19 protein-coding genes are annotated in these 23,804 nt (G+C 69.2%); 14 read left to right on the top strand and 5 right to left on the bottom strand.

The annotated features are described in order from the left end of the window. The first annotated feature begins 253 nt into the window (after positions 1 to 253). From SRB17_RS17815 to SRB17_RS17775, 9 genes are all read left to right on the top strand, one after another. Positions 254 to 1,018 carry a redox-sensing transcriptional repressor Rex gene (locus tag SRB17_RS17815; RefSeq protein WP_323375798.1) on the top strand — a complete coding sequence of 255 codons (765 nt, stop codon included), beginning with the start codon at positions 254 to 256 and terminating at the stop codon, positions 1,016 to 1,018. Continuing rightward, positions 1,015 to 2,778, top strand: coding sequence for a glutamyl-tRNA reductase (locus tag SRB17_RS17810; protein WP_153539567.1), 1,764 nt, complete (start codon positions 1,015 to 1,017; stop codon positions 2,776 to 2,778). Before SRB17_RS17815 ends, SRB17_RS17810 begins: the two co-directional genes overlap by 4 nt. Beyond that, positions 2,775 to 3,734, top strand: coding sequence for a hydroxymethylbilane synthase (gene hemC / locus SRB17_RS17805; protein ID WP_153539566.1), 960 nt, complete (start codon positions 2,775 to 2,777; stop codon positions 3,732 to 3,734). The genes SRB17_RS17810 and hemC overlap by 4 nt, the downstream gene beginning before the upstream one ends. After that, positions 3,731 to 5,443, top strand: coding sequence for a uroporphyrinogen-III synthase (locus SRB17_RS17800; RefSeq protein WP_153539564.1), 1,713 nt, complete (start codon positions 3,731 to 3,733; stop codon positions 5,441 to 5,443). The genes hemC and SRB17_RS17800 overlap by 4 nt, the downstream gene beginning before the upstream one ends. Positions 5,444 to 5,853: 410 nt before the next feature. Beyond that, a complete protein-coding gene (locus tag SRB17_RS17795) occupies positions 5,854 to 6,552 on the top strand; it encodes an Abi family protein (RefSeq protein ID WP_153539562.1) in 699 nt (232 codons plus the stop codon). A gap of 54 nt (positions 6,553 to 6,606) precedes the next feature. Continuing rightward, entirely contained in the window at positions 6,607 to 8,790 is a 2,184-nt protein-coding gene (locus SRB17_RS17790) for an N-6 DNA methylase (RefSeq protein ID WP_153539560.1), read from the top strand. A gap of 94 nt (positions 8,791 to 8,884) precedes the next feature. Beyond that, positions 8,885 to 10,498: a class I SAM-dependent DNA methyltransferase gene (locus tag SRB17_RS17785; protein WP_323375796.1), complete on the top strand. Its 1,614-nt coding sequence runs from the start codon at positions 8,885 to 8,887 to the stop codon at positions 10,496 to 10,498. Further along, on the top strand, positions 10,498 to 11,721 hold the full coding sequence (locus SRB17_RS17780; RefSeq protein WP_153539558.1) for a restriction endonuclease subunit S: 1,224 nt from the start codon (positions 10,498 to 10,500) through the stop codon (positions 11,719 to 11,721). Before SRB17_RS17785 ends, SRB17_RS17780 begins: the two co-directional genes overlap by 1 nt. After that, positions 11,718 to 14,951, top strand: coding sequence for a type I restriction endonuclease subunit R (locus SRB17_RS17775; protein ID WP_153539556.1), 3,234 nt, complete (start codon positions 11,718 to 11,720; stop codon positions 14,949 to 14,951). The genes SRB17_RS17780 and SRB17_RS17775 overlap by 4 nt, the downstream gene beginning before the upstream one ends. A gap of 64 nt (positions 14,952 to 15,015) precedes the next feature. Here the strand turns inward: SRB17_RS17775 and SRB17_RS17770 are convergent, their stop codons facing one another. Both SRB17_RS17770 and SRB17_RS17765 read right to left on the bottom strand, forming a co-directional pair. Continuing rightward, positions 15,016 to 15,192: a DUF397 domain-containing protein gene (locus tag SRB17_RS17770; RefSeq protein WP_153539554.1), complete on the bottom strand. Its 177-nt coding sequence runs from the start codon at positions 15,190 to 15,192 to the stop codon at positions 15,016 to 15,018. Next, positions 15,189 to 16,022 carry a helix-turn-helix transcriptional regulator gene (locus SRB17_RS17765; RefSeq protein WP_323375794.1) on the bottom strand — a complete coding sequence of 278 codons (834 nt, stop codon included), beginning with the start codon at positions 16,020 to 16,022 and terminating at the stop codon, positions 15,189 to 15,191. Before SRB17_RS17765 ends, SRB17_RS17770 begins: the two co-directional genes overlap by 4 nt. Before the next feature lie 127 nt (positions 16,023 to 16,149). On the opposite strand from SRB17_RS17765, the gene SRB17_RS17760 reads away from it, so the two are divergent. The 3 genes from SRB17_RS17760 (at position 16,150) to SRB17_RS17750 (ending at position 18,828) form a co-directional block, all read left to right on the top strand. Next, on the top strand, positions 16,150 to 16,623 hold the full coding sequence (locus tag SRB17_RS17760; protein WP_323375793.1) for an ATP-binding protein: 474 nt from the start codon (positions 16,150 to 16,152) through the stop codon (positions 16,621 to 16,623). Between the two features lie 345 nt (positions 16,624 to 16,968). Continuing rightward, entirely contained in the window at positions 16,969 to 17,889 is a 921-nt protein-coding gene (locus tag SRB17_RS17755) for a helix-turn-helix domain-containing protein (RefSeq protein WP_323375791.1), read from the top strand. Positions 17,890 to 18,147: 258 nt separating this feature from the next. After that, positions 18,148 to 18,828 carry a hypothetical protein gene (locus tag SRB17_RS17750; protein WP_153539548.1) on the top strand — a complete coding sequence of 227 codons (681 nt, stop codon included), beginning with the start codon at positions 18,148 to 18,150 and terminating at the stop codon, positions 18,826 to 18,828. Between the two features lie 45 nt (positions 18,829 to 18,873). Here SRB17_RS17750 and SRB17_RS17745 read toward each other — a convergent pair whose 3' ends face one another. Beyond that, positions 18,874 to 19,866, bottom strand: a complete 993-nt coding sequence (locus tag SRB17_RS17745) for a phospholipase D-like domain-containing protein (protein WP_153539546.1) — start codon at positions 19,864 to 19,866, stop codon at positions 18,874 to 18,876. A 230-nt stretch (positions 19,867 to 20,096) separates the two neighbouring features. Between SRB17_RS17745 and hemB the strand changes: the two genes are divergently transcribed. After that, positions 20,097 to 21,089 (top strand): porphobilinogen synthase, encoded by a 993-nt coding sequence (gene hemB / locus SRB17_RS17740; protein WP_153539544.1) that lies wholly within the window; start codon positions 20,097 to 20,099, stop codon positions 21,087 to 21,089. A gap of 81 nt (positions 21,090 to 21,170) precedes the next feature. Here hemB and SRB17_RS17735 read toward each other — a convergent pair whose 3' ends face one another. After that, positions 21,171 to 21,992 carry a DUF4253 domain-containing protein gene (locus SRB17_RS17735; protein WP_153539542.1) on the bottom strand — a complete coding sequence of 274 codons (822 nt, stop codon included), beginning with the start codon at positions 21,990 to 21,992 and terminating at the stop codon, positions 21,171 to 21,173. A gap of 142 nt (positions 21,993 to 22,134) precedes the next feature. Here SRB17_RS17735 and SRB17_RS17730 point away from each other — a divergent pair, with 142 nt between their 5' ends. Beyond that, entirely contained in the window at positions 22,135 to 23,289 is a 1,155-nt protein-coding gene (locus SRB17_RS17730) for a hypothetical protein (protein ID WP_323375789.1), read from the top strand. 110 nt (positions 23,290 to 23,399) lie between these two features. Here the strand turns inward: SRB17_RS17730 and SRB17_RS17725 are convergent, their stop codons facing one another. Continuing rightward, entirely contained in the window at positions 23,400 to 23,786 is a 387-nt protein-coding gene (locus tag SRB17_RS17725) for a VOC family protein (RefSeq protein WP_153539540.1), read from the bottom strand. Positions 23,787 to 23,804 lie beyond the last annotated feature (18 nt).

Below are 23,804 nucleotides of genomic sequence, written 5' to 3'. Positions count from 1 at the left end.
ATCGACGGCGGTCTGATCTCGGGGGCGGGATTCATGAGGAGAGTGTGCGGTTTTGCCCCCAGTAACGAAGGAACGCCGGTGCGTATGCGCCGGTTCCCGTCGAGGGCGCGAAAGGTGCGTGACCCCGGTCACTTCTGCCGGGCAAATCGGACACCATCTTTGTGCACGCGTTCACAAAGACATAGCCTGCTGTCGACGGGGCGGTCTGGGGACGTATGACCGCCTGCAGCCCCGCTCTACCCGCAGGAGCACCGTGGCAACTGGCCGAACACACCGACCGGCGACCCGTAGCCGAGGGATTCCCGAGGCCACCGTCGCCAGGCTTCCGCTGTACCTCCGAGCCCTGACCGCACTGTCGGAGCGCTCGGTACCCACGGTCTCCTCCGAGGAGCTCGCGGCCGCGGCGGGGGTCAACTCCGCCAAGCTGCGCAAGGACTTCTCGTACCTGGGCTCCTACGGAACGCGCGGTGTCGGCTACGACGTGGAGTATCTCGTCTACCAGATCTCCCGTGAACTCGGTCTGACCCAGGACTGGCCGGTCGTGATCGTCGGTATCGGTAACCTCGGCGCCGCCCTGGCCAATTACGGCGGGTTCGCCTCCCGTGGTTTCCGGGTGGCCGCGCTGATCGACGCCGATCCGGCGATGGCCGGAAAGCCGGTCGCGGGCATCCCCGTGCAGCACACGGACGACCTCGAGAAGATCATCAAGGACAACGGGGTGTCCATCGGCGTCATCGCCACCCCCGCCGGTGCCGCCCAGCAGGTCTGCGACCGGCTCGTGGCCGCCGGGGTCACCTCCATCCTGAACTTCGCGCCGACCGTGCTGTCCGTCCCGGACGGCGTCGACGTGCGCAAGGTCGACCTCTCGATCGAACTCCAGATCCTCGCCTTCCACGAGCAGCGCAAGGCCGGCGAGGAGACCGCGGCCGGTGACGTCGGCTCCCTGCCCGCCGCCACCCGTGACGCTTCCGCCGACCAGGGGCCGGACGGGGACGTACCCGCCGTGATGCCGGCATGAGTCTCCTCGTCGTCGGGCTGAGCCACCGCAGCGCGCCGGTCAGCGTGCTGGAGCGGGCCGCGCTGAGTGCGGACGCCCAGATCAAGCTGCTGCAGGACACGGTCGCCGCCGAGCCGGCCACCGAGGCCGCGGTGCTCGCCACGTGCAACCGCATCGAGCTGTACGCCGACGTGGACAAGTTCCACGCCGGTGTCGCCGAGCTGTCCACGCTGCTCGCCCAGCACAGCGGTGTCGGCCTGGAGGAGCTCACCCCCTACCTGTACGTGCACTACGAGGACCGGGCCGTCCACCACCTGTTCTCGGTGGCCTGCGGCCTGGACTCGATGGTCGTCGGCGAGGGGCAGATCCTCGGCCAGATCAAGGACTCCCTGGCCAAGGCGCAGGACCTGCACACCGCGGGCAAGCTGCTGAACGACCTGTTCCAGCAGGCCCTCAGGGTCGGCAAGCGTGCCCACTCCGAGACCGGCATCGACCGCGCCGGGCAGTCCCTGGTCACCTTCGGCCTGGAGCAACTGGCCGTCGGCGGGGCCGTCGAGGACTGGGCCCGGGGCAAGAAGGCGCTGGTCATCGGCGCCGGGTCGATGTCCTCGCTGGCCGCCGCGACGCTGGCGCGGGCCGGGGTCGCCGAGGTCGTCGTCGCCAACCGCACCTTCGAGCGCGCCGACCGGCTCGCGCACCTGCTCGAAGAGCAGTATGGACAGGGCCTGGCCGAGGCCGACGACAACGCGGTGACCGCCCGCGCGGTACGGATGGACGCCCTGCCGGGCGAGCTGACACGTGCCGACGTCGTCGTCTCCTGTACCGGCGCGACCGGCCTGGTGCTCACGGCGGAGACGATCGCCCAGGCGGTCGAGGGCCGCACCGGCGCCCCCGTCGCCGAGGCCGCCGACAGCGCTCGTACGACCGATGACCGCGGCGCCCGTACGACCGGTGACGGCAGCGCCCGTACGGCCCCGAAGGCCACCGTGGCGCCGCTGCCGCCCGCCGGCGTCGGCAGCGACGAGAACTGCCCGCTGGACCTGGCCGCCGTGCAGCCCGGCTTCTCCCTTATGGGCGAGGCCGCCGTCGCCGGCATGGACGCGGCGACCCTGGAGCAGCACGCGGCCTGGGCCGCCGGAGGCACGACCGCCCGCCCGGGCCGCCGTACCCCCGAGGCGGACGCCGAGCTGATCACGGCGCTCGCCGCGACCGCCGCGACGGTGGGCCGGATCCCCGAGCGGCGCAGGCCGGAGCCGCCGGCCGAGCGCCCGGCGCCCCTCTTCTTCCTGCTCGACCTGGCCATGCCCCGGGACATCGACGCGGCCGTGCACCGGCTGGCCGGGGTGCGCCTTGTGGACATCGAGTCGCTGGCGGACGCTTCCGTCGACGCGCCGATGGCGGCCGATGTGGACCAGGTCCGGCGTATCGTCTCCGACGAGGTCGCGGCCTTCGGCGCGGCACTGCGGGCGGCGCACATCACGCCGACCGTGGTCGCGCTGCGCACCATGGCCGCCGACGTCGTCGCCGGTGAGATCGCGCGGCTCGACGGCCGCCTGCCCGACCTGGACGAACGCCAGCGCGGTGAGATCCGCCAGGCCGTGCACCGGGTCGTCGACAAGCTGCTGCACGCGCCGACCGTACGGGTCAAGCAGCTCGCGGCCGAGCCCGGCGGCGCCGGGTACGCGGACGCGCTGCGCACCCTGTTCGACCTCGACCCCGAGACGGTCGCCTCCGTCTCCCGGGCCGGGGACAGCACAGACACGAAGGACCGACCGGCATGACTGAGAAGGCACTGAGACTGGGGACCAGGCGGAGCAAGCTCGCCATGGCCCAGTCCGGGCAGGTGGCGGAGGCCGTCCGCCGGGTGACCGGGCGACCGGTCGAGCTGGTCGAGATCACCACGTACGGCGATGTCTCCCGCGAGGCCCTCGCGCAGATCGGCGGCACCGGCGTGTTCGTCACGGCGCTGCGCGACGCGCTGGTACGGGGCGAGGTCGACTTCGCGGTTCATTCGCTCAAGGACCTGCCGACCACGCAGCCCGAGGAACTGGTCCTGGCCGCCGTACCGGTGCGCGAGGACCCGCGGGACGTGATCGTCGCGCGCGATGCCCTCAAGTTCACGGACCTGCCGCGCGGGGCGCGCATCGGCACCGGTTCGCCGCGCCGCATGGCGCAGCTGAACGCGTACGCCCGCGCCCACGCGCTGGACATAGAGACGGTCCCGATACGCGGCAACGTCGACACCCGCATCCAGTACGTCCACGACGGCGAACTCGACGCCGTCGTCCTGGCCGCCGCCGGACTGAACCGGATCGGCCGGATCGACGAGGTGACCGACTTCCTGTCGGTCGACACGGTTCTGCCCGCCCCCGGCCAGGGGGCCCTGGCGATCGAGTGTGCCGCGGGCAACGCGGACCTGATCGCGGCGCTCGGCGCACTCGACGACCCGTTCACCCGGGCCGCCGTGACCGCCGAACGGTCACTGCTCGCCGCCCTGGAGGCCGGCTGCAGCGCCCCTGTGGGTGCACTGGCCGACCTTTTGGCCGACGGGCAGTTTGTCAAGGAAATGCGCCTGCGGGGCGTCGTCGGCACGACCGACGGCACCCGCATGGTGCAGTTGTCCACCACCGGTCCCGTGCCCCAGACGCACGACCAGGCGTGGGCACTCGGTCGCGAACTCGCCACCGAGATGCTCGCCCAGGGCGCGGCCGGTCTGATGGGGGAGCGAGCACATTGAGCCCCACCGCCCTTCCTGCCGCCGGTCCTGAACACGGGCACGTCACCTTCCTCGGTGCCGGACCCGGAGATCCGGGACTGCTGACTCTGCGCGCCGTGGAGGCGCTGTCGAACGCGGACGTCCTGGTCGCCGAGCACGAGGTGCTCGACGTGATCCGGACGCACGCCCGACAGGGCGTCTCCGTGGTCCAGACGGACGCAGACCCTTCTTCGGTCTCGCCGCCGGGCACGGGCACGCCCCAGCTGACGGTCGTTGACGGCACGTCAACAACCGCCGCTGTCCCGGCCGCTGCCCGGGATGCCGCTCATCTTGTCATGGAGGCTGCGCGGGGCGGCAGGCGGGTCGTCCGTGCGGTGTCCGGGGACCCGGGACTTGATACGTACGCGGCCGAGGAAATGCTCGCCTGCGCCGCCGCCGGGGTGCCCTTCGAGGTGGTCCCGGGCGTCGCGGCCGCGGTCGGTGTGCCCGCGTACGCCGGTGTGCCGCTGCGGGACGCCGAGGGCGCGGACGTCCGGTTCGTGGACGCCCGTACGGCCTCGGACCGCTGCTGGACCGAGGTGGGTGCGTCCGACGGCACGGTCGTCGTCTCCACGACGCTCGACTCGGTGGCCGCGGCGGCCGGTGAACTCGTGTCCGCCGGCCGCAAGCCGGACACCCCGCTGACGGTGACGATCGCCGGTACGACGACCCGCCAGCGCACCTGGACGGCGACGCTCGGCACGATCGCGCAGACCCTGAAGCAGGCGAAGGTGCTGCCGTCGCCGGACGGCGGCCGGCCGGTGATAGCCGTGGTCGGTGAGCGTTCCGCCGCCGCCCGACGCGACCAGCTGTCGTGGTTCGAGTCCAAGCCGCTGTTCGGCTGGAAGGTGCTCGTGCCGCGTACGAAGGAGCAGGCGGCGTCGCTCTCCGACCAACTGCGGTCCTACGGCGCGGTGCCGCACGAGGTCCCGACGATCGCGGTGGAGCCGCCGCGCACGCCCCAGCAGATGGAACGTGCCGTCAAGGGCCTGGTCACCGGCCGCTACGAGTGGATCGCCTTCACCTCGGTCAACGCGGTGAAGGCGGTGCGGGAGAAGTTCGAGGAGTACGGCCTCGACGCCCGCGCCTTCGCGGGCATCAAGGTGGCCGCGGTGGGCGAGCAGACGACCAAGGCGCTGGTCGCCTTCGGCGTGAAGCCGGACCTGGTGCCGAGCGGCGAGCAGTCGGCCGCCGGTCTGCTGGAGGACTGGCCGCCGTACGACCCGGTGTTCGACCCGATCGACAGGGTCTTCCTGCCCCGCGCCGACATCGCGACGGAGACGCTGGTCGCCGGTCTGATCGAGCTGGGCTGGGAGGTCGACGACGTCACGGCCTACCGCACCGTGCGCGCCTCGCCGCCGCCGGCGGAGACCCGGGAGGCCATCAAGGGCGGTGGCTTCGACGCGGTCCTCTTCACGTCCTCCTCGACGGTGCGGAACCTGGTCGGCATCGCGGGCAAGCCCCACAACGTGACGGTGATCGCCTGCATCGGCCCGGCCACGGCGAAGACGGCCGAGGAGCACGGTCTGCGGGTCGACGTCATGGCACCGGAGCCGGCCGTGCACAAGCTGGCCGAGGCGCTGGCCGACTTCGGGCTGAAGCGACGGGCCGCCGCGCTGGAGAACGGCGACCCTGTGACGCGGCCGAGCGAGCGAAGGCCGGGGGCGCGGAGGCGCCGGTCGACCACATGAAGCCCCATGGGTGATGGTCTGCCGTGAGCAGATCGATGAACGCCCCCGCCGTCCCTCAGGGGATACGGCGGGGCGTTCTTGTGTCGCATGCGGTCCTCGAAAGGTTTTCATTCCGTGCGATCCGAGTGAGCGATGCCTGAGAACCGGGCTTCTCAGGCATGCCGCACTCGAATGCGTTGACCCTGCCCTGCCGGACTACTACTCTGGTTCGTGGGCGGTGCGGCGAAGCGGCGTCAGCGCAACTTGCCTTGCCCTAGAAGCAGTTGTGCCCCCGAGTCCGCCTGAGTCGAGCAGGCGGATCGAGGGTCACAACCAAGCACTGCCAAGGGCTGTATGCGATGCAGTGACAGTTGTCCAAGGCTTACTCGACAGACCCTACCACGGACGGGTCACGGGGGAAAGGATGCGCGATGACGCAGGGTGAGCGTGGGGCGGATGAGCAGGGCCGGTTAATCGAGGCCATCTCTCCCGAGCGGTTCCAGCCTTTCCTGCACAAGTGCGGAGGCGACCGCACCCGTGCTCTGCGCCTGTACGCGTGGGACTCCGAAGTGGCCAGGGCCCTGCAGAGTCCCCTGCGTGACTTGGAGGTCAGCCTGCGGAACCGGCTCCACCGCCAGCTCGTAGGCCGTCATGGTCAGGAGGCCTGGTGGGATGTGCCGAAAGCCCGGCCCAACTACAAGGGCCAGGACATGTTGGAGAGCGCGCGAGAGACGCTGGAGAACAGGCGCCCGTACCGTCCCTTCGGTCCATGCGACATTGTGGCGCAGCTTCCGTTCGGCTTCTGGGTCAGCCTTCTCGGGCGTGGCGGCAGTGACAACTACGAGATGAAGTACTGGAACTCCTCGCTGCGCCATCTGTTCCGTGCCCACCGCGGTGGTCGGGACGACTTGTACAAGAAGTTCCAGTTCATGCTCACCTTGCGGAACCGGATCGCCCACCACGAGTGCATCTTCCAGCGGCACCTCGAGCAGGACCTGGACACTGCGCTGACGCTGCTGCGGTACGTGTCGCCGGAGATGGCCGAACGGCATGAGAAGTACGGCCAGGTGCCCGAGGTGCTGGCGCGCAGGAGGGCGGTGCTGTCGGGTCAGGAGCCTGTGCGGTTGTGACAGCCGCGAACGTCGACGGCAAAGGCCGTCACGAGGAAGACGCAAGCTGATGGGATGGGAGCTAGTGTGAGCACGCGGGCGCTGGGTGAAGCGGAGGGGGTCTCGCTGGTTTCCCTGGGCGAGATCAAGGAACTCGCTGAAGTCGGCCGGCCCACCGTCAGCAACTGGAGGCGCAGGTTCTCCAAGGACTCTCCTCAGGTGGGGGGCGACAGGCGCCCGCCGTTCCCGGATCCGGTGGGTGGCAGCGACAGCAGGCCCCTTTTCGACGCGGAGGACGTGGCGGCCTGGCTGGATTTGCGGCCCGTCCCGGACGCGGAGCCCGGCGAGGACGGCTCCCTGCCGACCTACGGCGACCGGTTCCGACGCGGCCTGCGGCTACGCGGACTCGTCGCCCTGCGTCACGAACTGGGCTCGGCGGAGCGGCTCATCACCGACGCGCTGGCCGTATGCGCCATGGCAGCGCAAGGCGACGACCGGCACGCGGAGGCCTTCTCGGACGAGTTGCTGACGGATGTGGAAACCGCCGACCCACGTGTTGCCCGTGCGGTACGGCAGCTCATCCAGGAACTGGGCTCGCCGGGAGCCGCCGCTGACACGGTGCTGGGTCTGGCCGAGCGGCTGGAGTCGGACCTGATCACGGACTCGACGCCGCCCACGCTCGCGGAGCTGATCAGCATACTGGCCGGCCCGCTGGACGTCGTGTCACCCGGTCCCGACCACCCCACGGTGATCAACCTGTGCGCCGGCACCGGGGAGCTGTTGTTCGGCCTCGGTGACATCCGTGGGCACGAAGGCATCCTCGCGGTGGAGCCCGATCCGCTGCGCCGCAAACTCATCAGCTACCGGCTCCTCGCGCACCACTGCACTGGCGTGAACGTCTGCGCGGACCCCGAGGAACTGGATACCTTGCGGCCGTCTGTGCGGCGGGACCCCGACCTGGATCCGGAACACCCCTGGGATACCACGTCCGGTGAGGTCGTCCTCGCCGACCCGCCCTATGCCGCGGGCGAGCGGGAATTCGACGACAAGGGATCGCTCAGCTGGGCCCTCGAAGCCGTGCGCCGCCTGAACCCCGGCGGCCGGGGCCTGGTCGTCGTACCGTCCTGGACCTTGAGTCGACCGCGTGGCACGACGCCCACACCGAATGCGCGGATGCGCGAGGAACTGCTGAGCCAGGACGTGGTCGCGGCGGTCATCCAGTTGCCGCGGCGTATTCACCGATTCCGCACAGGAGCGGAACACGCGCTGCTCGTGCTGCGCAGCCAGGCAGCCCCGAAGAACCAGGGCCGGGTGCTGCTGGTCGATGCCGACCGGATCGCCCGCCGGGTCGGAGGTGCGTGGCCGGCGTACGTCGCGAAAGTGCTGGAGGACGGAAGGTCACCCGTGGCCGAGGAGGCCAGGGACTTTCCCGTATCGGCCACGGGCCCGAGGGGAGAAGCCCTTCTCGACGGCCGATCGGTCCTGCCGGCGCACCGGCTCGGCACGAAGGAACAGGGCCTTGACCACTTCTCCGCCACCCGGGACGCACGACGCGAAGCCGCGACGGCTCTGCCCCAGCTCAAGGAGTGGATCGGCGATCTCGGTGTCGCCAGGCGGGTCCCCGGCACCGAAGTGGCACACCGCAGGGTCGGCGAGCATCTGCGGGCGGGCCAGCTCAGGCTGCTGGCCGGGCACCGGATCCGCGAGTCGGACATAGGGGACGCCGGTCTGATGGTCGTTGGCCGCGAGGAGATGCTCGGCGCCCTGCCGCTCGGGCAGCGGCGGATCGCGTTGGAAGACCTAGCCGAGTACCCGCAGGCCCAGACCACCGAGCGCGGCGACGTCTTCCTGCTCACCGAGCACGGGGTACGCACGCTGGTGGACGATGCGGGCGGCTGTGTACTGCTCGCACCCGTTCAAGGGCTACGGATCCCGGCGTACCGGAAGTTCCTGGCCGGGAAAGTACTGCCCGAGGAGGTGTGGATGCGCCCGCACCCGCTCGCCCAACTGCTCGCAGCCCCGCGCAACCAGCATCGTGGCAGCGGCTCGCTGGTGCGCAGGGTGAGCGTGCGGGACATGGACCTGCCCGAGCTGCCGCCCGAGGAGGTCGCCGAGTTGGAGGCGATCCTGACCGAGACGGACCGGCAGCGAGCCGACGTACGGCGGCAACTGGCGGCGCTGGACAACCTGGCCCTGCGGCTGGCGGCCGGAGTCGCCGACGGGGACCTGGCGCTGCGCCGCAGACCCAGCAGTATCTGAGGCGCTGCAGGGCGTGTCGATGAACATCACGGCAGCGCCGTCCACTACGGCGTACGACGAAGAACACCACGATCAGGAAAGAAGTGAGGCACCCGTGCCGCCACGGAAGAAGAAGACGGCTGAACCCCAGGACATGAAGAAGGTGCTCTGGGCGGCGGCGGACAAGCTGCGCGGCAGTCTGGACGCCGCCGGGTACAAGCACTTCGTCCTGGGCCTGGTCTTCCTCAAGTACGTCTCCGCCGCCATGGCCGAGAAGCGGGCCCAGCTGGAGGCCGAGCTGCGCGAGGAGGGCGGCTGGAGCGAGGAGGACATCCTCGCCACGCTGGAGGAGCGCCGCGAGTACACGGGCTCCGGCATCTTCTACGTGCCGCCGGCCGCCCGCTGGGAGAGCGTGTTGGAGCGGGCGAAGGGCACGGTCGAGGGCGAGAGCGTCGGCGAGACCATCGACGCTGCCATGCGCGCCATCGAGAAGTTCAACCCGGCGCTGAACAGGACCCTGCCGAAGATCTACAACAGCGGCCAGGTGGATGAGGAACGCCTCGCCGGCCTGGTGAAGCTGCTGGACCGGCTGGTCTTCCAGGAACAGCTGGGCGAGGACGGCAGGCGCAAGGGCGCGCGGGACATCATGGGCGAGGTCTACGAGTACTTCCTCGCCGAGTTCGCCCTGAAGGAGGGCCGCAAGGGCGGCGAGTACTTCACCCCCGAGAGCGTGGTGAAGCTGCTGGTCGAGGTGCTGGAACCGAAGCAGGGCGAGCGGGTCTACGACCCGGCATGCGGCTCGGGCGGCATGTTCGTCCAAGCGGAGAAGTTCATCGAGACACACGGCGGCAACCCACTGAACGTCGCCGTCTACGGCCAGGAACTCAACCAGACCACTTGGCAGCTGGCCCACATGAACCTTGCGATCCACGGGGTCGAGGCCAAGCTGGGCGACGAGCCGGCCGACACGTTCCGCAACGACCAGCACCCGGAGCTGAAGGCGGACGTGGTCATGGCCAACCCGCCCTTCAACATCTCCGACTGGGGCGGGGAACTACTCGGCATGGACAAGCGGTGGGTGTACGGCACCCCACCGGTCGGCAACGCGAACTACGCCTGGCTCCAGCACATGATCAGCAAGCTGGCTCCGGGTGGGCGTGCCGGTGTCGTCCTGGCGAACGGCTCGATGAGCAGCAAGCAGTCGGGCGAGGGCGACATCCGCCGCGCGATCGTCGAGGCAGACCTCGTGGCCTGCATGATCGCCCTGCCGGGCCAGCTGTTCCGGTCCACTCAGATCCCGGCCTGCCTCTGGTTCCTCGCGGAGGGCAAGGGGCGGCACTCGGCGTGGGCGCCGGGGCGCAAGGGCGAGGTGCTGTTCATCGACGCGCGCGAGTTCGGTGAGATGGAGAACCGCACGCTGAGAAGGCTGACGGAGGAGGAGATCGTCCACCGGATCGGCGACACGGTGCGTGCGTGGCGGGGCGTGGAGGGGGCTGGCCCTTACGAGGACGTGCCGGGCTTCTGCGTGAGCGCTTCGCTGGACGTCATCGCCGAGCACGACTTCGTGCTGACGCCGGGGCGGTACGTGGGTACGGCCGAGGCGGAGGTGGATCCGGACGCGGAGCCGGTGGAGGAGAAGATCGCGCGCCTGACGGCTCTGCTGCGGGAGCAGTTCGCGGAGTCGGAGCGGTTGGCGAAGGTTGTGGATTCGCAGTTGGGGAGGGTTTGATGGGGGAGTGGCGGGAGTCAATCCTCGGTGATGTGTTGTCCGTTGATCACGGGTACGCCTTTCTCGGTCCGGCAATGCACGATGAATTGACCGGTAAGCCGGTCATTGTGAGCATCGGGAACTTCTCTTACTCGGGGGGGTTTCGCTTCTCTAGTACCAGAGTTCGCGAATATAGGGCGGAGTACCCGGCTGAATTCGAACTCAATCCCGGCGATCTGGTCGTCGTGATGACCTGCCAAACAGCTGGCGGGGAAATTCTCGGAATTCCGGGGATTATTCCCGATGACGGCAGGGTTTATTTGCATAATCAACGAATTGGTAGGGTTCGCCTTCGAGGTGAATCGCTTAGTGAGCGGTTCGCTTACTATCTATTCTTGACGCCTGAAGTGAAGAGTCAACTGGTGTCCAGTGCTTCGGGAACGAAGATCCTTCACACCTCGCCGCAGCGCATCGCTGCGGTCAGGTGCCTCCTGCCGCCTCTTCGAGAGCAGCAAGCCATCGCCGAAGTGCTCGGCGCCCTGGACGACAAGATCGCGCTCAACGAGCGGATCCGTGAGACCACTCTGGGTCTAGCCAGTGCCTGTTACGAGGCGGCCGGGATCGGCGATGAGCCGGAGCGTATCGGTGACCTCGCCGATCTCTTCGACGGTCCGCACGCCACTCCACACAAGACGGAGACTGGCCCCTGGTTCCTCAGTATCAGCAGCCTTAAGAACGGCTATCTCGACCTCTCCGAGTCGGCGCATCTCTCCGAAGAAGACTTCCCCCGCTGGACGCGGCGCGTGCAACCGCAAGCCGGAGATGTTCTCTTCTCCTACGAAACGCGGCTCGGTGATGCAGCGCTCATGCCGTCCGGTATTCGTAGCAGCCTCGGGCGTCGGATGGCGTTGCTGCGCAGCAAGTCCGCTACCGTCAGCGGTTCCCTGCTGCTGCATGCATACCTCAGTCCTGCGTTCCAAGAGGAGATCAAGCGGAGGACCGTCCACGGCGCTACAGTCGACCGACTGCCACTCAAGGAGATGCCTGGCTGGCGCATTTCGCTGCCCGCTCAAGGAGCGCGAGAGCGACTGTCCGGAAAGCTCGACGTGCTGCACGCCTCCGTAGCACAGGGCGCCAACGAGAACCGCACCCTCGCCGACCTCCGCGACACCCTCCTCCCTCAACTGCTCTCCGGAAAGCTCCGCGTCAAGGACGCGGTCCGAACCGTCGAGGAGGCCGTATGACCGCAGGTGCCGAGCCGCCGCTCGGTGAGCCGCGGATAGATCGGCTCACCGAGAAGGAGCTGGAGTCGCACGCGCTCGAACTGCTCGCCGAGTACGGGTGGCAGCACATTCCGGGGCCGGAGCTCGGCCCCGCCTACGGCGTGCGGGCGGACTGGGACGATCTGATCCTCCGCCCCCGCCTGCTCAAGGCGATCCGGGGCCGCTACCCGCGCCTGCCCGACCACGTCGCCGACGACGCCCTCACCGAACTGCTGCGCTGGCACACCCGGAACGACCTCCGCGAGAACCACCGTTTCTACGAGCGTCTGACCGGCGGGGTCCGCATCCCCTACGACGACCCCGCCACCGGCGAGAAGCGGCACGCCACCATCCGCCCCGTCGACTTCGCCGACCCGCACGGCAACGACCTCGTGGCCGCCTCCCAGGTACGGGTGCGCAGTACCAAGAACCGGACTTTCGTCTTCGACATCGTTCTGTACGTCAACGGCTTGCCCCTCGCCGTCGTCGAGCTGAAGAAGGCCGACAGCAACGACCACGCCCGAACCGCGTACGACCAGCTCCAGGGCTACCGGCGTGAGCTGAAAGAGACCGGCACCTTCCACACGCTCCTCGTCACCCTCGTCTCCGACGGCATCACCGCCCGCATGGGCACCCCGTTCACGCCCTGGCAGCACATGGCCCCTTGGCACGCCGACGAGCACGACGTGATGCTCCGCAAGGACGAGCGACAGGACGGTCGTGCCCTGGAGCGGATGATCTACGGCGCGTTTGAGCCCAACCGCTTTCTGGACCTGATCGCGAACTTCCTGTCCTACTCCGCTCCGGAGTCCGGCGCCGTCGACACGGTCAAGCTCGCCAAGGCCCACCAGTACATCGCCGTCAATGCCGCCGTGCGGGCCACCGAGTCCGCTGTGGCGACCGACGGTCGTGCAGGCGTTGTCTGGCATACACAGGGCGCCGGTAAGAGTGAGGAGATGCTGTTCTACGTCGTCAAGGCGACGCGGAGTCCTGAGCTGGCCAAACCGACGTTCGTTCTCCTCACCGACCGCATCGACCTGGACACCCAGCTCCGTAAGACCTTCACCACCAGCCGCACTCTGGAGAAGGTCATCGGCGAACCGCCGGAGAAGGCGGACGACGCCGGCCAACTGCGGCAACTCCTCCAACGGCAGGCCGGCGGGGTCATCTTCACCACGCTGCAGAAATTCCGCCTCACTGAAGAGGAGCGAGCAGCCGGTGTCCGGCACCCGCTCATCTCCCCCCGCCGCGACGTGATCGTGGTCGTCGACGAGGCCCACCGCAGCCACTACGACTTCATCGACGGCTACGCCCGCAACCTGCGTGACGCCCTGCCCAACGCCACCTTCATCGCGTTCACCGGCACGCCCATCGAGAACCGCGTCGGTAGCACCCGGGGTGTCTTCGGTGAGGACATCCACACCTACGACCTCACCCAGGCCGTGGACGACGGAGCGACCGTCCCCGTCTTCTACGAGCCGCACCTGGTCCGGGTACGCCTGCCCGCCGACGTCGACCTCGATGACCTGGACGCACGCGCTGAAGGATTGATAGAGGGGCTGTCGGAGGAGGAGAAACGCAAGGCTCGTCGGGAGTTCGGGAAGTACGAGAACCTGATCGGCGCTCAGGATCGGATCAGGGAACTCGCCGGAAAGGTGCTCGCCCACTGGGACGCGCGCAGCAGCGAGATGGTCAAGCTCACCGGTCACCGGGGCAAGGGAATGATCGTCTGCGCGTCCCGGGTCATCGCGGCTCGGCTCTTCGAGGAGATCATCCGCCAGCGGCGTGACTGGGAGGGTGAGCGAGACCCGCAGACCCAGTTGCTGACGGACGGCAGCGGCCGGATCAGGGTGGTGTTCACCGGCAATCCGGCCAAGGACGACGAGGAGGTCGCCGACTACGTCCGCACCCCCACTCAGCTCAAGAAGATCCAGCAGCGGGTGACCGACGCGGACGACGAACTGGAACTCGTCATCGTCCAGTCCCTGTGGCTGACCGGGTTCGATGCTCCGCCGCTGCACACCCTCTACCTCGACAAGCGCATGCGAGGCGCGGCGCTCATGCAGGCCATCGCCCGCGTCAACCGCACCTGGCCCGGCAAGCCGTCCGGCCTGGTCGTCGACTTCCAGGGCGTGATCCGTGAGATCAAAGAAGCCCTGGCCGAGTACTCCGAGCAGGATCAGAAGCACCCGATGCTCGGCGCGGACCTCGATGGGGCCGTCAAGCTCGTACGGGAGAGTCACCAGCACATCGACGCGCTCCTCGCCGACTGCGCCTGGCGGAGCATCCGAGACGCGGGCGGGCCCAGCGCCTACCGGGAAGCCCTGACGGAGACGCTGGAGTTCCTGATCACGCCGGAACCAGGACTGGAACCCGGCAAGGCCACCCGAAGGCAGCGGTTCATGCACCACGCCAACCTGCTGCGCCAGGCTTTCTCCCTCTGCCCGACCGACCGGCGTGTGCAGGACCTGCTCCCCGACATCCGCTTCTTCGAGGCCGTACGCACCTCGCGCGAGAAGTACGCCATGGACGAGAGGGAGGAACAGGGACTCGCCACGGCCGCTGACGTACGCCTGCTGATCGCCCAGTTCAACGAGTCCGTCGTCGCCACGGACGGCGTGGTGGACATCTACGACGCGGCCGGCCTGACCAAGCCCGACCTGTCCCACCTGGACGACCGGGTGCTGCGCGACCTCCAGGCCAGCAAGCACCCCAACCTCGCCATCGCGGCACTGCGGCGCGCACTGATGAAGGAGATCAAGGACGCCCACCCGAACAACATCACCCGGCAGCACACCTTCACCGAGAAGATGAAGCGTGCAATGAACCGGTACACCAACGGCCTGCTCACGGCCGCCGAGTTCATGAAGTTCCTGGTGGACCTGGCGCGGGAGGTGTCGGCCGACCGCGGCAGGGCGAAGAAGCTCGGTCTGAGCGAGGACGAACTCGCCTTCTACGACGCCCTCGCCGCCGACCCTTCTGTGCTGGAGGAGATGGAGGGCAGCGTCCTCGCCAAGATCGCTCACGAGCTGTACGAGCAGATTCGGAAGGACGTTACGGTCGACTGGAAGGTGAAGGAGCAGGCCCGGGACCGGATCATGGCCCGAGTGCTGCGTCTGCTGCGCAAGCACGGCTATCCGCCGGGCAAGCGGCCTGCGGCGATCGAGCGAGTGCTGAAGCAGGCGGAGGAGATGGCGGAGGGCCTGGCCTGATCAACAGGGGTGTGCCCTCGCAGCCACGGCGGCGGATTCGAGGGCACGGTCGCCCGCTGGTGTGTCAGCGCCCGGAGGCGTACGGCAGGAAGGTCGCCCACGCGGTGGGAGTGAGGGCGAGGCGGGGGCCGGTGGGGTTCTTGGAGTCGCGGACGAGGATCTGGTCGGGAATGGTTGCCACTTCGACGCAGTCGGGGCCCTCGTCCGTGCTGTAGCTGCTCTTTATCCACTCCAGCTTCATGTCTCTCCAAGCGCTTTCTCGATGAGGGCCATCGACTCCCGTGGGTCGAGAGCCTGTGCCCGGATGATTCCATAACGCATATCGAGGAGTTGCACCTCCTTCGGGGCGGCGATCACCCGGCTGATGTGCTGCACCTCTACGTGCCCAACCGTGGTGCCGTCCTTGAGCCTGAGTAACCTGAACGACCCGGCAAGGCCTGAGTTCTGCTCACGTCCAAGTGGCAGTACCTGGAGGTCGACGTTGCGGAACTCGGAGACCTCCAGCAGTCGTTCCAGCTGCGCTCGCATGACCATCCTGCCGCCGATGGGCCGGCGGAGTGTCGACTCGCACTGGACAAAGCTGAAGACAGGCCGGGCCATGGTCTCGTTGACGATCTCCTGACGTGCGACTCGGGCCGCCAATCGTTGGTCCAACTCTTCTGCGGTGAAGGGTGGCCGGCGAGCGCTGAACACGGCCTGCGCGTACTCCTTGGTTTGCAACAACCCATGAACGACCGAGTTGTTGTAGGCGCACAGCTCGACCGCATCCGCCTCCAGCTTCTTCAGGTCCCGCACCTTCTTCGGGTACCGGACCTCCGCCAAGTCCTTCTTCATCGCGGCGACCCTGCCGCCCGCGCCCAGCACCTCGTCCGCCGCGTCCAAGTACTCCGGCCGGGGAATCCGCCGCCCCCGCTCCACCGAGGAGACCAGCTCCTCGCCGTACCCGATGGCCGTCCCGAACTCCGCCTGGGTGAGGCCGGCCGCCTCCCGCCACAACTTCAGCTGCCGTGAGACCGTCCGCATCACAGCCCCTGCCTCGTCGTCCTCCAGCCCCGCGTCCCAGTCGCTCACGTAAGCCGTCCTCCCGTCACCACTCACCCCGTACGGCCCGGACGGAACCGGACACCACACGGACAGCCCCCGTCCGCACGGGCCGCCGTTCTTCACAGGCTAAGCACGCTTGGACACGCTGAGTGACGTGAACGAGCAAATCTCCACCCTCCACATTCCGGCGCGTCAGTTCTGCGTCCCTCTCTCCGCGACCCGGCGCGGCGCACGCCTCGGCAGGCTGCTGGCAACCGAGCAACTGCGCTCCTGGGGGCTGCCGTTGGACCCCGCGCGGCTGATCGTTTCCGAGCTGACGGCGAACGCCGCGCTGCACGGCCGGGTTACCGGCCGGAGCTTCCGGCTCGCTCTCGCGGTGACGGCCGCGGGAGTTCTGCGCATCGAGGTCACCGACACGCGTGGTGACGTACTGCCCGTTCCGCAGACCGCCGCCACCGGACCGGCCGAGTGCGGCTACGGCCTGCTACTGGTCGAGGAGTTGGCGGATCGATGGGGTGTGCGCAGCGGACCGGTGCCGTGCAAGACGGTCTGGGCGGAACTGGACCTGGCGACCGGCGCCGGGAAGTACGTGTCCCGGTCGCACGCGGGCCGGGGCTGCGGGCGGTAAAAGACCAAAGAACCCTGGAAAAAAACCAACCAACCAAACCAAACCCCGCGTAGGTCACTCGCGCGGGTGAAACAGGTCGGTCTGGCTGGCGCGGCGGCGGCTCGGGCGTGCAGTCTCGCCCCGAGGCAATTGCCTCCGTCACAACTCCACAAGCCCACACATGCATCGGCCCCCGCCGGGACTGGCATCCCAGTGCGAGGGCCTGACCAACGAGGAAGCAAACCCTTCCCTATGGCTGAGAAGAAGCCTAACGCTGCTCCGCGCCCGATTCAGGGTGTTCGGCGATCCACCACCCACTCCGGTGTCACCCACGTACGTACGTACCAGTCCGGCCAGTACGTGGTCGTGGGCAACCACCTCGCCCAGCACCGCGAGCTGTCGCTGACCGCCATCGGGCTCGCGACCCACATCCTGTCGGTGCCCGAGGGCACCCCGGTCGACATCCGCAGCCTCGCCGAACGCTTCCCCGAGGGGCGGGACCGGATCGCGGCCGCACTGCGCGAGCTGGAGGCGCACGGCTATCTGGCGCGGGTCCGCGAGCACACGGAGTCGGGCCGTCTGATCACACGGACGTACGTCCACCACGCACCTGCCGCCGCCTCGGGTGCCGCTTCTCCCGCTCCCCTTCGTGTGGCCGGGCGCCCCGCGACGACCCGTAGCCGCGACCGTCGGCCAGTGGCGGGTACGGACGTACAGGCAGCGCCCGAGGAGGGCGACCGAGCCCTCCATCCGCAGCCTCCCGAACCCGTACCCGCGCTCGTGCGGCCGCCCGCGCCGGACACCCCTGCCGACTGCACCGAACCTCCTGCGCCCACAGCAGCATCCACGACGTCGACACAGAGGGGCCGCCGCGACCAGCGGAACGACCGGGCCGTTGCCCTCCTCGCAGGCCTCCGCCGTGCCGATAACCGCCTCATCCTCTCCCGCCACGACGTGGACAGGCTCGCGCCGGCCGTCGCTGCCTGGTTCGACGGCGGGGCGACGGCAGCCGTCATCCACCGCGCCCTGACCGAGGGCCTTCCCGCCGTGCTGAGGAATCCGGCGAAGCTGATCGCTTACCGTCTCGATGAGCTGCTGCCCGTACCGCTCCCCGCCCGTCCCACGCCCTCACCGAACGTCACGCCGGGGAGCGGCCCCGCCCGTCGATCCGATCCTCTTCAGAACTGCGACGGCTGCGAGCGCGCCTTCCGCTCCCCGCGCCCCGGCCGCTGCCGTGACTGTCGTGCTGACCGGTGGGTGCCAGGCGAGGACGAATGCGCCGCATGAGCCTGCAGTCCTGGCCCGTGGCCTCTCCTCAGCATCGACTACGGCGACACGGCCGAGCACGTCGCCCAGGCGCGATTACGCCGTTTCTCCTGGGACATCTGCCCGCTGCCTCTCCGGGGCCACTCCTGACCGAATCATCTTCTTCGTCAGCGCGCGTCTGCGATGCTGATCGGCATGGGTGGGGAAGATCGACGACGTGATGGTGCGGCCCGCTGGTTACGGCGGCGTGCTGCCGCGATGGTGTTGACGTGTGTCGGGGTGGGAACCGCCGTCCTGCACGTCCTGGAACCCGATCTCAAGATCGACGGCATCACGGTGATGCTGCTGGTGGTGGCCGCGGTGCCGTGGCTCGGAGAGCTGTTCCGCAGTATCGAGGTGCCGGGTCTCGGAAGGATCGAGTTCCGGGAGATCGAGCGCAGGATCGAGGCCGTCCAGCGGACGGCGAACGCGGCTCTCGTCGGGGACGGTCCCGAGGGCGGCGCAGTGGACGACAGCGCGGCTTGGGACATGGTCAAGGAACTGGCCGCCGAGTACGTGAACGTACGCCTGGAGCTGTCCAGCGGCCGGGCGCGGACCCGCCGGATGGACCAGGTCTTCGCCCGTCTGGTGCGCGCGACGCAGCGCGTGCGGGACTTCGACGCGGGCGCGCTGCTGGGATCCCAGGACGCCGGACTGCGCCTGGCCGCCTATGCGCGCCTGTATGTGCTGCCCGAGCCCGAGGTGCTGGACGCGTTGGTCGACGCGGTGACCGGCGAACCGCTCCCCTTCAACCAGTACTGGGGGCTGCAGGCCGTCGGGAGAGGCGTGGAGGACGTGGGAGCGGAAAATGTTCCGTTCGGTGTGGTGCGGCGCTTGGAGGACTGCCGTTCCCGGATGCGGCACGCCCCCGACCGGGTCGAGCTGATCGATCGCATCCTCGAGGATCTCGGTGAACGCTGAGCGGCAGGCGGGTGCCAGACGGCATCTGCCTGCCGCTCGCGCCCGTCAGGCCGCCGTGCCGCCCGCGTAGTCGCTGTTGAACGTCGTCTCGATCGTCTGGGCCACCGGTTCGGCCACGCCCGTGCCGGTCAGGATGATGCCGAGCTCCCGGTTGTTGCTCAGGGAGTTGCTGCTGATGTTCATGGAGCCGGCCTCGACCTCCTGGGTGGACAGGCCGTAGTCGGCGACCATGGCCTTGGCGTGGATGTAGAAGCCGTTGGGGTCGGAGTAGCCGACGACGGTGCCGCCGGCGGCCTTGACGGCGGAGACCTCGCTGGAGTAGCTGGAAGGACTCTCCAGGACCACGCGGACCTTCACGCCGGCCTTGGCGCGGGCCACGATCGCGTTGACCACCGTGCTGTCGCTGAACTCCAGCTCCTCCACGTCCAGGGTCTTGGTGGCGGAGTTGATGAAGGACACCAGGCGGTTGCGGGAGTCGGTGGGGGACCACAGCAGGTGGTCACCGTCGGTGGGGGTGATCGAGGTCGCCGTGTAGTCGGCGTTGAAGACCTTCTCGATGGAGGCGACGTCGCGCGTGTCGTCGGTGAAGACGCCGTAGTCGCGGCTGGTCGTGTAGTACTGCGCCGTCAGATTGCCGGTCATGACCAGCGACTTGACGCCGTCGACGGTGATCGTCTTCTGGTGGGTGTAGACGTAGGCGGAGGACGACCAGACCACGCCTATGCCCGCGTTCTTCAGGGACGTGTACGCCGAGTTGTTGGCGCTCTGGTGCTGGCGGTCGAGGATGACGCGGACCGTGACGCCCTTGTTCTTCAGGGCTATGAGGTCGTTGACGGCCGTGGTGTCCTCCAGCTCGTACATGGTCATGTCGAGCGTGCTGGTGGCCGAGTTGATGAAGTCGTAGATCGTGGGCTGACTGCCCGTCTGGGAGAAGGCGAAGGCCGAGTAGCTCGCGGCGTTGGCGGGGACGGCCGTGGCGACGACGGCGGTACCGGCGGTCAGGGCGATGGCCGCGCGGGTGAGAACCTTCCGCAGCATGCGTGACTCCTAGGTGAGCGCACGGGGAGGGGGTGGCGCGGGCATGACACCACGCGCGTAGAACGCTGGGGAGGCGCGCGGATCCAGGGATCGCCAGGGAAGCGCAAAGTCTTCGTATGGAGGCGCCGGTTTGCCCGTGAATGGGCCTACTGCGGGCTGCCTATGAGCCGGTGACCGGGCCGACACGGCGTCGGCAAAGACGGGGGCCGGGCGGGCGTAGCGTAGAAGGCATGACGAAGTACGGATCCTTCCCCGGTACGCGTCCCCGGCGGCTGCGCACGTCGCCCGTCATGCGCCGCATGGTCGCCGAGACGCGCCTGCACCCGGCCGACTTCATCCTCCCGGCGTTCGTCCGGGAGGGCGTGGGCGAGCCCGTGCCGATCGCCGCCATGCCCGGAGTCGTCCAGCACACCCGCGACAGCCTGAAGAAGGCCGCGCTGGAGGCCGTGCAGGCCGGGGTCTCCGGGATCATGCTGTTCGGTGTGCCGGAGGAGGGGAAGAAGGACGCCCTCGGGACCGCGGGCACCGATCCGGACGGGATCCTGCAGGTCGCTCTGCGCGACGTGCGGGCCGAGGTCGGCGACGACCTGCTCGTCATGTCCGACCTGTGCCTGGACGAGTTCACCGACCACGGGCACTGCGGCGTCCTGGACGCCGAGGGCCGCGTCGACAACGACGCGACCCTGGAGCGGTACGCCGAGATGGCCCAGGTGCAGGCCGACGCCGGTGCCCATGTCGTCGGGCCCAGCGGGATGATGGACGGCCAGATCGGCGTCGTCCGCGACGCGCTCGACCAGATCGGGCGCGAGGACGTGGCGATCCTCGCCTACACCGCCAAGTACTCGTCCGCCTTCTACGGCCCCTTCCGCGAGGCCGTCGCCTCCTCGCTCCAGGGCGACCGCAAGACCTACCAGCAGGACCCCGCCAACTGGCGTGAGTCCCTGCGGGAGCTGACCCTCGATCTGGAAGAGGGCGCGGACATGGTCATGGTCAAGCCGGCCGGGCCGTACCTGGACATCCTCGCCCGGGTCGCGGACGCCGTCGACGTGCCTGTGGCCGCCTACCAGATCTCCGGCGAGTACTCGATGATCGAGGCCGCCGCCGAGAAGGGCTGGGTCGACCGCGACCGCGCCATCTTCGAGACCCTGACCGGCATCAAGCGGGCCGGGGCGCGGAACATCCTCACCTACTGGGCGACCGAGGCGGCGCAGAAGCTGCGCTGAGCCGGAGTGCGGACACGCTGTGACCCCCGGGCCGGCCCGGACTGGGGCCGGCCCGGGGGCCGCACGTCTACGGAGGTGGGGTCAGTCCCACCAGAAGGTCCAGGCGGGCGCGCCGATCAGGTCCTTCGCGTACCCGCGGAGGGTGTCCCGCTCGCCCTGCAGGACGTTGTCCGGGCAGAACGCGAAGTGCTCCGCCGCCACCGCCTCGGCGTCCTCCTGTGTGGTCGGCGGGGCCGCCACGGACACGACGAGGGTGTCCAGGCCGAGGGCCACCACCCGTATGCCGAACCGGTCCTCCCAGGAACGCAGCACCGCGCAGATCCGGGCCACGTCGCTCTCGTAGTTCACCGGCCCGGTCCAGCCGATCGCCGCCGGTATGTCGGCGGACCGGCGGGCCGGGACCAGGGCGAGGTGCGCCTGCTCGACCTCCGGGCCCGGATCGCGGGCCAGCACGTCGGCGACCTGGGCGGCGCGGGTGTCCGGGTCCGCGCAGAGGGCGGCGTGGGCGGGCGCGAGGCCGGGCCACCGGTCCCCGAACGGATCGATCTCCTCCGCGAGCTCGCCGTCCTCCGTCTCCTCCTCCCAGTACTCCGCCAGGACGTCCTCGGCGTCGTGATCGCCCGGGTACGACGTCTCGCCGGGCAGCAGCACCCAGTCCGCCATGCCGCCCCGCGAGGCGGCCAGGTCCACCAGCACCGGCAGCAGACCGGCGCGCGCCGCCGGAGCGCCCAGCGCCATCCATGTGCCCGGCGCGGCGGGCTTCTGCGCGTGCCACAGCAGGGGTTCGTGCCAGGGGCCGTCGTACGTCAGGTCGACGAGCCTGCCGGGCGGCAGCTGAAGTCCGAGGGAACGGCCGCTGGGGTCGGTGGCCAGCCTGGGCAGCGGGTTGGGAAGAGTCGCCATGCCCGTGACTGTAAGGCCCGCCACTGACAACGCCGTTGAGCTGCGTCTGCGATGAACCCAGGGGGCCCGCAGCCGCTCTTACCGGATGGTGTTGTGATGGGCGTGGACACGGTGACCGGCGTGACGGGAAGGACGGAGGAACGTGCGGATCGGGCGTTACCCGGTGCGGTGGCACATCGTGCTGCTCACCCTGTGGACGGCCGTCTGGTTCGCGGTGGCCGAGCGCCACGCGGCCGTGTCCTGGCACTATCTGCGCCAGGGCGAACAGCTGCTCTTCGGCCAGGCCTCCGGTGGCGGCCTCGCCCTCTACGCCAACCACCCCCAGCTGCAGATCGGCCCCGTCAGCTTCCTGGTCGCCGGACTCTTCGCCCCCTTCCCGCCCGACCTGGGTGAGAAGCTGGCCGACGCGTTCATGTCGGGCCTCGGCCTGTACATGCTCGTCCTCATCGGCCGCGCCGCCGCCGACCACTACCTCGGCACAGGCGTCAACCACAGACGCCTCCAGCAACGCGTCCTGGTCGCCGGGGCGGCCTTCATCCCCATGTGGGTCGAGGTCGCGGTCCGCTTCGCCCACCTCGACGACGTCCTGGCCCTGTTCTTCACCACGCTCGCGGTCCGCGCACTGGTCCGGGGCAAGGCGACGGCGGTGGGCGTCTTCCTGGCCCTGGCGGTCGACTCCAAACCCTGGGCGGTCGGCTTCCTGCCGCTGCTGCTCGCCCTGCCCCGCCCGTCCCGCCTGCGCTCCGCCACCTGGACCGTGGCCCTGGTGGCGGCAGCCTGGCTCCCCTTCTACCTGACCCACCTGGAAACCCTGCACGCGGCCCGCTTCACCATCCCCAACCAACCCGCGTCCTCCCTGCGCTGGTTCGGCGTGGACGACCCCGCGACCCCCTGGTGGGACCGCCCCGCCCAGATGGCGCTCGGCATGGGCCTGGGCGCCCTGGCGGTACGACGGGGCCGCTGGCCGGCGGTGGTCTTCCTGGCGGCCGACGCCCGCATCCTCCTCGACCCCAGCGTGTACACCTACTACAACGCCTCGGTCCTCCTGGGCACCCTGCTCTGGGACTCCATCGGCCAACGCCGCCTGGTCCCGTGGGTCAGCTGGATCGCGCTGATCTCCCTCTACGGCAGCGCGCTGGTGATCCCGTCGGCCTCCACCCGGGGCTTCGTCCGCCTGGCGTTCTGCATCGGCGCGGCGGCGTACGTGCTGCTGTGGCCCCAACGAACACCACGCGGCGACCGCCGGGGACGCCGAGCACGCCGCGATCCCGTTCACGACACCCTCATCAACAACTGACCGGAGCCGGCGTTCTGCTCTCCCGGCGTTGACGAGCGGCCCAACGGTCACTTGGGAGGGGAGGGGAGAGCAGCCAACGTGACGGGGCGGACACTCACAGAGCCCTCGTGTCAAACCAGTGTCGTGATGCAGAACGGGTGCCCGGCAGGATCGAGCAGCACCCGCCACCGCTCCCCGCCCGGCTGGAACTCGGGTTTGTCCGCGCCCAGTTCGAGCAACCGCTTCTCGGCGGCGTCCAGGTCGTCCACGCCCAGCTCGATGTGCGCCTGCTTCTCCTGGGCCGGGTCCGGCCAGGTGGGCCGGCGGTAGTCGGCGAGGCGGTTGAAGCCGAGGCCGGTCGAGCCCTCCTTGCCGAGGAAGACGAAGTCGTCGCTGGAGAAGAGGACGGACATGCCGAGCAACTCGCCGTAGAAGCGGGCCATTTCGGCGGGGTCGGAGCAGTCGAAGGTGACGGCGGCGTAGCGGAACGCAGGTGTGGACGAGGTCTCTGTGGTCATGAGGAGGACGCTAGGGCA

It is taken from the genome of Streptomyces sp. RB17 (assembly GCF_009604455.1).
Taxonomy (GTDB): Bacteria; Actinomycetota; Actinomycetes; order Streptomycetales; family Streptomycetaceae; genus Streptomyces.
Note: the sequence above shows the minus strand (reverse complement) of the source record. Positions and strands in the feature narration are given on the sequence as shown.